This is a genomic window from Streptomyces sp. SPB074 (assembly GCF_000154905.1).
Taxonomy (GTDB): Bacteria; Actinomycetota; Actinomycetes; order Streptomycetales; family Streptomycetaceae; genus Streptomyces.
Map to the genome: position 1 here is coordinate 2645661 of NZ_GG770539.1, position 9685 is coordinate 2655345.

Consider the following 9685-nt stretch of genomic DNA (forward strand, 5'->3'; position numbering starts at 1 on the left):
AAAAAAAAAAAAAAAAAAAAAAAAAAAAAAAAAAAAAAAAAAAAAAAAAAAAAAAAAAAATAAAAAAAAAAAAAAATAAAAAAAAAAAAAAAATAGTTCGGGCGCGCGGGCCACGTCCGGAAAAAAAAAAAAAAAAAAAAAAACGGGTGGGGCGGGGGGTTAACCCCCCGCCCGAGAGACCGATCTCCCGCATGTTCCCGCGCGGCCCCGCCCACCATGCTGGAGGAGAAGCGAGAGGAGGCGTCCGGATGACGGCAGGGACGTGGTACGAGAAGGACGGGCCGGTGGGAGAGCGCGCGGGGCGCGTCCCCGGCGCACACCCGCGCGGCGCGGGCACGTACCCGCGCGGCGCGGGCACGTACGCACGGGGCTACGACCGTGACGGCTGGCCCCTCGCGCCGCCCTCCGGCGGGCGCCCGCACGCCCCCGGCGACGGCCGCACGCCGCTCGCGCGCGCCCTGTTCGCGCCGGTGAGCCCGAGATTCTGGCGGGAGCTGCTCTACCTCTTCGTGAGCCTGCCGCTCTCACTCGTCGCCTTCGTGTGGGCCGTGGTGATGTTCTGCCTCGGGGCCGGGCTGCTCATCACGTTCATCGGGGTGCCGGTGCTGGCCCTGCTGCTCGCCTCGATGCGCGGGCTCGCGCACGTGGAGCGGGGGCTCGCGCGGGGGCTGCTGGGCACGGAGGTGGCCGGGGCGGGGCCGCTGCGCGGCGGGCGGCACTCGCTGTTCGGGCTGATGGGCGCGCTCCTCAAGAGCGGCGAGTCCTGGCGCCACCTCCTCTTCGCCGTCCTGCACTTCCCCTGGACGGCGTTCGCAGCGACGCTCTCGCTCGCGGTGTGGAGCAGCGGCCTGACGGCGCTCACGTACCCGCTGTGGGTGTGGGCGGTACCGGGCGATGTGGGGCACAACGGCATCCAGATCTACGGGGACACCCACCACGCCGAGTACGTCGACTCCGGCCTGGAGATCGCGCTGACCTGCGCGGCGGGCCTCGTCCTGACACTGCTCGCGCCCTGGCTCGTACGGGGGCTGACGACCGTCGACGCGCTGCTCGTGCGGGCGCTGCTCGGGCGCTCACGCCTGGAGAGCCGTGTCGGCGAGCTGGAGTCGGACCGGGGCGTCGTGGTGGACACGGCCGCCGCCGATCTGCGGCGCATCGAGCGGGACCTGCACGACGGGGCGCAGGCGCGGCTCGTGGCGCTCGCGATGGATCTCGGGGTGGCGAAGGAGAAGCTGGTGGAGGACCCGGAGGCGGGGGCGCGGCTCGTCGCCTCGGCGCACGGCGAGGTGAAGACGGCACTCCAGGAGCTGCGGGACCTCGCGCGCGGCATCCACCCCGCCGTCCTCACCGACCGGGGACTCGACGCGGCACTCTCCTCCGTCGCCGCCCGCTGCACCGTCTCCGTCTCCGTCGAAGTGGACCTCCACGACCGCCCCGCCGAAGCCATCGAGGGCATCGCCTACTTCACCGTCTCCGAACTCCTCCAGAACGTCAGCAAACACAGCGGCGCCCGCACCGCCACCGTCGAGGTCTGGCGCGCCGGCGACCGCCTGCTCCTCCAGGTCCACGACGACGGACACGGAGGCGCCTCGCTCGACGGCGGCACGGGGCTCGCCGGGCTCTCGGACCGGCTCGGCGCGGTGGACGGCGTGCTCCTGGTCGACTCGCCGCCCGGCGGGCCGACGACGCTCACCGCCGAGCTGCCGTGGACGGCGCGGGCCGCGCGCCCCGGCACCGGTGCCGCCACCGGCGCGCGCGAGGGCACCGCTTCCTGAAATGCTGTCCCCCGCGAGGGGCGTCCCGGGAGGGGGCCCCGGGGATTCCGACGGCGGGGGACGTGGCAGAAGTGGCGGACATGGCAGAGGCAGGAGCGGCGAAGGTGCGGATCGTCATCGCGGAGGACTCCGTCCTCCTGCGGGAGGGGCTGACCCGCCTGCTCAGCGACGCCCGGCACGAGGTCGTGGCCGGCGTCGGGGACGGGGACGCGCTCGTGAAGACGGTGCGGGACCTCGCGGAGCAGTCCCAGCTCCCGGACGTCGTCGTCGCGGACGTGCGGATGCCCCCGACGCACACCGACGAGGGCGTCCGCGCGGCCGTGGCGCTGCGCAAGGCGTACCCGGCGCTCGGGGTGCTCGTGCTCTCGCAGTACGTCGAGGAGCAGTACGCGACCGAGCTGCTCGCCGGGTCGAGCCGGGGGGTCGGCTACCTGCTCAAGGACCGGGTCGCGGACGTGCGGGAGTTCGTGGACGCCGTGGACCGCGTCGCGAGCGGCGGCACCGCGCTCGACCCGGAGGTGGTCGCCCAGCTCCTCGGCCGCTCCCGCAAGCAGGACGTGCTCGCGAACCTGACCCCGCGCGAGCGGGAGGTGCTGGCGCTGATGGCCGAGGGGCGGACGAACTCGGCGGTCGCGAAGGCGCTCGTGGTGAGTGACGGGGCGGTCGAGAAGCACGTGAGCAACATCTTCATGAAGCTCGGGCTCTCGCCGAGCGAGGGCGACCACCGCAGGGTGCTCGCCGTCCTCACGTACCTGCGGTCCTAGCCGGTACCCGCTCCCGGCCGCCCGCCCCGCTCCCGGCCGCCCTCCCGCCGGGCTGCCTAGGCCAAAAGAACCAGACATTTCCGTCTCCCGTCCTTCACGGAGAGCCGGACCCCGAAAAAAGCCCGCGAAACGGGCAGATTTGACCGCGCCGCGATCGAAAGGGGTCCTCTTCGGGGCACCTGCCCGTCTCCGTGAGGTGTTCGGGATATGACCCGTCCCGGGAAGGGGACCCTTACCGACGTAGGCTGTGCCGCAGGGACAGCGCCGGTCCGCCGGCGCACAGACAGGCACAGCCACAGGCACACGCATCGGCCAGGAAACGCCCCCGCCGCCCCGGCGGGAGCCGCCACCGCCTCGACGGGAGGTCCACTTCCAGTGACCAGCCAGGTCAGCAGCCCAGCCGGGCCGTCCGAGGGTGCGGTCGTCGGCGAGCCGCGCCCCACGGACGCGCCGCAGGCCCCCGCCCCCGTGACGGACGTACTCGAAGGCCCCGAGCCGGACACCGAGCGCCTGGAGGCGCCCGCTCAGTCCGGCGCGAAGGAGGTCCGCAAACTGGACCGGGTGATCATCCGCTTCGCGGGTGACTCCGGGGACGGGATGCAGCTCACGGGTGACCGCTTCACCTCGGAGACCGCCTCCTTCGGCAACGACCTCTCGACGCTGCCGAACTTCCCGGCCGAGATCCGTGCCCCCGCGGGCACCCTGCCGGGCGTCTCGTCCTTCCAGCTCCACTTCGCCGACCACGACATCCTCACGCCGGGCGACGCCCCGGACGTGCTCGTCGCGATGAACCCGGCGGCGCTCAAGGCGAACCTGGCGGATGTGCCGCGCGGCGCGGAGATCATCGTCAACACGGACGAGTTCACCAAGCGCGCGATGCAGAAGGTCGGCTGGGACGCCTCCCCGCTGGAGGACGGCACGCTCGACGGCTACAGCGTCCACCCCGTGCCGCTCACGACGCTGACGGTCGAGGCGCTGGCGGAGTACGAGCTGTCCCGCAAGGACGCGGGCCGCAGCAAGAACATGTTCGCGCTCGGCCTGCTGAGCTGGATGTACCACCGGCCCACCGAGGGCACGGAGAAGTTCCTGCGCGCCAAGTTCGCGAAGCGCCCGGAGATCGCCGAGGCGAACCTCACGGCCTTCCGCGCGGGCTGGAACTTCGGCGAGACGACGGAGGACTTCGCCGTCTCCTACGAGGTGGCCCCCGCCTCGGCCGCCTTCCCCACCGGCACGTACCGCAACATCTCCGGGAACCTGGCGCTCGCCTACGGGCTCATCGCCGCCTCCCGGCAGGCCGAGCTGCCGCTCTACCTGGGCTCGTACCCGATCACCCCGGCCTCGGACATCCTGCACGAGCTGAGCAAGCACAAGAACTTCGGTGTGCGCAGCTTCCAGGCCGAGGACGAGATCGCGGGCATCGGCGCCGCGCTCGGCGCGGCCTTCGGCGGCAGCCTCGCGGTGACGACGACCTCCGGCCCGGGCGTGGCCCTCAAGTCGGAGACGATCGGCCTGGCCGTCTCCCTCGAACTCCCGCTCCTCATCGTGGACATCCAGCGCGGCGGTCCCTCCACGGGGCTGCCGACGAAGACGGAGCAGGCGGACCTGCTCCAGGCGATGTACGGGCGCAACGGCGAGGCCCCGGTGCCGATCGTCGCGCCCCGTACCCCCGCCGACTGCTTCGACGCGGCGCTCGACGCGGCGCGCATCGCGCTCACGTACCGCACCCCCGTCTTCCTCCTCTCGGACGGCTACCTCGCCAACGGCTCCGAGCCCTGGCGCATCCCCGAGGCCGGGGAGCTGCCCGACCTGACGACCTCCTTCGCGACGGCGTTCAACCACGAACTCGCCGACGGCACCGAGGTCTTCTGGCCCTACAAGCGCGACCCCGAGACGCTCGCGCGCCCGTGGGCCGTGCCCGGCACCCCCGGTCTCGAACACCGCATCGGCGGCATCGAGAAGCAGGACGGCACGGGCAACATCTCCTACGACCCGGCGAACCACGAGTTCATGGTCCGCACCCGCCAGGCGAAGATCGACGGCGTGCGCGTCCCGGACATCGAGGTGGACGACCCGGGCAACGAGGCGCGCACCCTCGTGCTCGGCTGGGGCTCCACGTACGGGCCGATCACGGCGGCGGTGCGGCGGCTGCGCGTCGCGGGCGAGAGCATCGCGCAGGCCCACCTGCGCCACCTCAACCCCTTCCCCGCGAACCTCGGCGAGGTCCTGCGGTCCTACGAGAAGGTCGTCGTCCCGGAGATGAACCTCGGCCAGCTCGCGACCCTGCTGCGCGCCAAGTACCTCGTGGACGCGCGGTCCTACAACCAGGTCAACGGAATGCCGTTCAAGGCGGAACAGCTCGCGACGGTGCTCAAGGAGGTCATCGATGACTGAGACCACGCAGGCGCCCGAGGGTCCGCTCTCGCTCTCGCTCGTGCCCAAGGCCGAGGCGAAGCAGTCCATGAAGGACTTCAAGTCGGACCAGGAGGTCCGCTGGTGCCCCGGCTGCGGGGACTACGCGGTGCTCGCGGCCGTGCAGGGCTTCATGCCCTCGCTCGGGCTCGCGAAGGAGAACGTCGTCTTCGTGTCGGGCATCGGCTGCTCCAGCCGCTTCCCGTACTACATGAACACGTACGGGATGCATTCGATCCACGGCCGCGCCCCGGCCATCGCGACCGGGCTCGCCTCCTCGCGGCAGGACCTGAGCGTGTGGGTCGTCACGGGTGACGGCGACGCCCTCTCGATCGGCGGCAACCACCTCATCCACGCGCTGCGCCGCAACGTGAACCTCAAGATCCTGCTCTTCAACAACCGGATCTACGGGCTCACCAAGGGCCAGTACTCGCCGACCTCCGAGATCGGCAAGATCACCAAGTCCACGCCGATGGGCTCGCTCGACAACCCCTTCAACCCGGTCTCGCTCGCGCTGGGCGCCGAGGCGACCTTCGTCGCGCGCACGGTGGACTCCGACCGCCAGCACCTGACAAGCGTCCTCAAGGCGGCGGCGGAGCACCCGGGCACGGCGCTCGTGGAGATCTACCAGAACTGCAACATCTTCAACGACGGCGCCTTCGAGGTCCTCAAGGACAAGGAGAAGGCGGCGGAGGCGGTGATCCGCCTGGAGCACGGGCAGCCGATCCGCTTCGGCACGAAGGGCGTCGTACGGGACCACGCCTCCGGCGACCTGCGCGTCGTGGACGTGACGCCGGAGAACGAGGCCGACGTCCTGGTCCACGACGCCCACCGCGAGACGGCCACGGCGGCGTACGCGCTCTCGCGCCTGGCGGACCCGACGACGCTCCACCAGACCCCGATCGGGATCTTCCGCGACGTCGAGCGGCCGGTCTACGACACGCTCATGGCCGAGCAGCTCGACGCGGCCGTCTCGGAACAGGGCAAGGGCGACCTGTCCGCGCTCCTCGCGGGCAAGGACACCTGGACCGTGGTGGGCTGACGCCCACCCCCTGAGCGGGAAACCCCCGGGCTTTTGCCCCGGCTCCCGCTCCTCAGACGCCGGAGGGGCTTTCCTTGCCCCTCCGGCGTTCGTCGTACGCGGCCCTGGCCTCCTCCACCGCGGAAACCTGCCGCTCGCTCCACCGCGCCAGGCCGAAGACCTGCTCAGCCGCCTCCCGCCCGCCGGCGGTGAGCGAGTACTCCACGTGCGGCGGCACGACCGCCTTCGCCTCGCGCACCACGAAGCCGTCCCGCTCCAGCGTCTGGAGCGTCTGCGCGAGCATCTTCTCGCTCACGCCCCCCACCGTCCGCCGCAGCTCGCTGAACCGGTACGTCCGCGCGAGCAGCGCCGCGAGGACGAGCACGGCCCAGCGCGAGGTCACGTGCTCCAGGATGCCCCGCGAGGGGCACATCGCCCGGTTGACGTCCGGGGCCCCGTCCGCGATCCCCTCGCGCCCGCCGAGCAGCTCCGCCATCTCCGCACTCACTGTCATGCCAGTACCTTACTCGAAAGTGGGTACTTTCGTTTGGTAAGTGCGATCCCTAATGTGGAGGCGAAGCACGGAGCAACCCCCTGTGCACCTGTTGCAGCGCGAAAGGCACCCCTCATGAGCATCGTCGTCACCGGCGCCACCGGGCAGCTCGGCCGTCTCGTCCTCGCCGGCCTGCTGGAGAAGGTCCCCGCGAGCGGGATCGCGGCCGTGGTCCGCAGCGAGGAGAAGGGCGCGGAGTTCGCGGCGCGGGGCATCGAGCCGCGCATAGCCGACTACGACCGGCCGGAGACCTTGAAGGGCGCCTTCCACGAGGGCGACCGGGTGCTCTTCGTCTCGGGCAGCGACATCGGCAGGCGCGGCCCGCAGCACCGGGCCGTGGTGGCCGCCGCGCAGGCCGCCGGGGTCGCCCAGCTCGCGTACACCGGCGTGCTCGGCGGCCCCCGGGCCGACTTCACGCTCGCCGACGAGCACAAGATCACCGAGCAGGCGATCCTCGACTCGGGCGTTCCCTACACCTTCCTGCGCAACGGCTGGTACGCGGAGATGTACGTCGGGCGCATCCCCCAGCTCTTCGAGCAGGGCGCGCTGGTGGGCAGCTCCGGCGAGGGCCGCCTCGCGGCGGCGCCGCGCGCGGACTACGCGGCGGCGGCCGTCGCCGTGCTCACGGGCGAGGGCCACGAGAACAAGGTCTACGAGCTGAGCGGCGACGACGCCTGGACGATGGCCGAGTTCACCGCCGAGCTCACGCGGCAGTCCGGCAGGCCGGTCACCTTCCAGAACGTGACGCCCGAGCGGCACAAGGACATCCTGCTCGGCACGGGGCTCCCGGAGTTCCTGGCGGACGTCTTCGTGGACGTGGACGCGGCGATCGCGCGCGGCTCCCTCGCCCACACCCCCGGCGACCTCTCCCGGCTCATCGGCCGCCCGACGACCCCCCTGGCGGACTCGATCGCGGCGGGGCTCAAGGAGCTGGAGGGCTGAGGGGGCGGAGGGGACCGCGGGGGCGGAGGGGGCCGCGGGCCACGCGGCGCCACTCCCCCGCCGATGCCCGGCGGGCCGCCGTGCTTCCCCGTGCCTCCGCGCGACCCCTCGCGTCATGACCGTAGGCCGATACGGGAATGACAAGCCGCTCCGCTCCCGTTACCTTCCGACGGGGGCGGCGGCAGGGCGCGGCCCGGGACCGGATCGGGGAACGCGATGGCCGCCGCACCAGCACCACAGGACACCGGGCAGGGCACCTCGCGTGCCGGCCTCTCCTACGGCTTCGGCGCCTACGGCATCTGGGGTCTCGTGCCGCTCTTCTGGCCGCTGCTCAAGCCGGCCGGGGCGGGCGAGATCCTGGCGCACCGCATGGTCTGGTCGCTCGGCGTCGTCGCGATCCTGCTGCTGTGCGTCCGCCGCTGGGCCTGGGCGGCCGAACTCGCGCGCGACCCGCGCCGTCTGGCCCTCGTCGCGGTCGCGGCGGCCGTGATCACGGTCAACTGGGGCGTCTACATCTGGGCGGTCAACGCGGGCCACGTCGTGGAGGCGTCCCTCGGGTACTTCATCAACCCCCTCGTGAGCATCGCGCTCGGCGTGCTGCTCCTCGGGGAGCGGCTGCGGCCCGTGCAGTGGGTCGCGGTCGCGACGGGCGTCGCCTCCGTGCTCGTCCTCGCGATCGGCTACGGGAAGCCGCCGTGGATCTCGCTGGCGCTCGCGTTCTCGTTCGGCGCCTACGGGCTGGCGAAGAAGAAGGTCAACCTCGGCGGGATCGAGTCGCTGGCCGCCGAGACCGCCCTCCAGTTCCTGCCCGCGCTGGGCTTCCTCCTCTGGCTCGGCGCCCGGGGCGGTTCCACGTTCACGGGCGAGGGCACTGGACACGCGGCGCTGCTCGCCTCGACGGGCATCGTCACGGCGGTGCCGCTCGTCTTCTTCGGCGCGGCGGCGATCCGCGTCCCGCTCTCGACGCTCGGCCTGCTCCAGTACCTGGCCCCGGTCTTCCAGTTCGCCCTGGGCATCTTCTACTTCCACGAGGAGATGCCGCCCGCGCGCTGGGCCGGTTTCGGGCTCGTGTGGATCGCGCTGCTCCTCCTGACCTGGGACGCCCTGCGCACGGCCCGCGCCAACCGCCGCACGGCGGAGCGGCTGCGGCGGGCGGTACGGGAGGCGGAGGCGGCGGGGGACCCGGCGGGCGCGGAGACGCGGGCGGCGGACCCGGTGGCCGGGGAGACGCCGCCGTGCGAGGGCACCGAGCCGCCCGCGCGGAAGGCGGCGGACGCGACCGCGCGGGACGCGGCGCGGGCACCGGCCCGGGAGGCGTGATCCGGCGCGGCGCGGGATGAAGGGCCCGAAGCCGGGAAGACTCGACGCCATGGCTGATCACGACATCGACGTCGCGCGGGACATCGACGCCCTCGTCTTCGACGTCCTCGGGACGCTCGTGGACGACGTGGCCGGAATCCGCGCCGGTATCGGCGAGTTGACGACGGACGCGGCGGAAGCCGGGCGGCTCTTCGCGCTGTGGCAGGAAGCACACGGACACCGAGCAGCGCAGGATGATGGCCGGGCAACGGCCCTACCTCCCCGCCGACGCGCTCGACATGGAGACGGCCGGGGTGGTCGCCGCGGCGGCCGGTCTGGACGACGACGTCGCGGCGGTCGCGGCGCTCGCGCACGCGGCGCACGCGCTCGCGCCGTTTCCGGACAGTGCCGCGGGGCTCGACCGGCTCGCGCGCCGCTTCCCGCTCATCGCGCTGTCGAACGCGAGCCGCGCCGAACTGCTCGGCATCACCGTGCGGGCCGGGCTGCGCTGGCACCTCGCGCTCTCCACGGAGGAGGCGCGTACGTTCAAGCCGGACCCGCCCGCGTACGAACTCGCCCTCGCCCCGGCGGGCCGCCCGCCGGAACGCGTCCTGATGGTCGCGGCGCACGCCTGGGACCTGCGCGGCGCGCAGAGCCTCGGAATGCGCACGGCGTACGTGCACCGGGAGGAGCGCGAGGCGCCGGGGCGGGACGACCGCTTCGACTTCCTGGCGGCGGACTTCACGGACCTGGCGGACCAGCTCCTGGGGTAGCGGCGCACACGGGGCGGGAGCGTCTTGTGGCGGGACGGGCATCCGGGGGCGGGGTGCGTCCTCGGGCGGGACGGGAGGCGTGCCCGGCGTGTCCGAGGGTCGTGCCCGGCGTGTCGGGGGGCGTGCCCGGCGCCGGGGGCCCGCCTCAG

At 72.2% G+C, this 9685-nt stretch carries 8 protein-coding genes and 1 pseudogene; 7 read left to right on the plus strand and 2 right to left on the minus strand.

Features of this window, described 5'->3' with window-relative positions; translation table 11 throughout:
• Positions 1 to 193: hypothetical protein (locus SSBG_RS30970; RefSeq protein ID WP_158677762.1), on the minus strand; the 193-nt coding region annotated here is incomplete at its 3' end.
• A gap of 55 nt (positions 194 to 248) precedes the next feature.
• Here SSBG_RS30970 and SSBG_RS10780 point away from each other — a divergent pair.
• From SSBG_RS10780 to SSBG_RS10795, 4 genes are all read left to right on the plus strand, one after another.
• On the plus strand, positions 249 to 1775 hold the full coding sequence (locus SSBG_RS10780) for a sensor histidine kinase (protein ID WP_008746185.1): 1527 nt from the start codon (positions 249 to 251) through the stop codon (positions 1773 to 1775).
• 104 nt (positions 1776 to 1879) lie between these two features.
• Positions 1880 to 2539 carry a response regulator transcription factor gene (locus SSBG_RS10785; RefSeq protein ID WP_008746186.1) on the plus strand — a complete coding sequence of 220 codons (660 nt, stop codon included), beginning with the start codon at positions 1880 to 1882 and terminating at the stop codon, positions 2537 to 2539.
• Positions 2540 to 2914: 375 nt separating this feature from the next.
• A complete protein-coding gene (locus SSBG_RS10790; protein ID WP_008746187.1) occupies positions 2915 to 4930 on the plus strand; it encodes a 2-oxoacid:acceptor oxidoreductase subunit alpha in 2016 nt (671 codons plus the stop codon).
• Complete coding sequence (locus SSBG_RS10795; protein WP_008746188.1) at positions 4923 to 5990, plus strand: 2-oxoacid:ferredoxin oxidoreductase subunit beta; 1068 nt, start codon at positions 4923 to 4925, stop codon at positions 5988 to 5990. The genes SSBG_RS10790 and SSBG_RS10795 overlap by 8 nt, the downstream gene beginning before the upstream one ends.
• Positions 5991 to 6042: 52 nt before the next feature.
• Here SSBG_RS10795 and SSBG_RS10800 read toward each other — a convergent pair whose 3' ends face one another.
• On the minus strand, positions 6043 to 6483 hold the full coding sequence (locus tag SSBG_RS10800) for a winged helix-turn-helix transcriptional regulator (RefSeq protein ID WP_037869451.1): 441 nt from the start codon (positions 6481 to 6483) through the stop codon (positions 6043 to 6045).
• 114 nt (positions 6484 to 6597) lie between these two features.
• Between SSBG_RS10800 and SSBG_RS10805 the strand changes: the two genes are divergently transcribed.
• The 3 genes and pseudogenes from SSBG_RS10805 to SSBG_RS10815 all read left to right on the plus strand — a co-directional run bounded on the left by SSBG_RS10805 (position 6598) and on the right by SSBG_RS10815 (position 9536).
• Positions 6598 to 7464, plus strand: a complete 867-nt coding sequence (locus SSBG_RS10805; RefSeq protein WP_008746190.1) for an NAD(P)H-binding protein — start codon at positions 6598 to 6600, stop codon at positions 7462 to 7464.
• 216 nt (positions 7465 to 7680) lie between these two features.
• Positions 7681 to 8784 carry an EamA family transporter RarD gene (rarD, locus tag SSBG_RS10810; protein ID WP_008746191.1) on the plus strand — a complete coding sequence of 368 codons (1104 nt, stop codon included), beginning with the start codon at positions 7681 to 7683 and terminating at the stop codon, positions 8782 to 8784.
• 16 nt (positions 8785 to 8800) lie between these two features.
• Positions 8801 to 9536, plus strand: a pseudogene (locus tag SSBG_RS10815) (haloacid dehalogenase type II).
• Positions 9537 to 9685 lie beyond the last annotated feature (149 nt).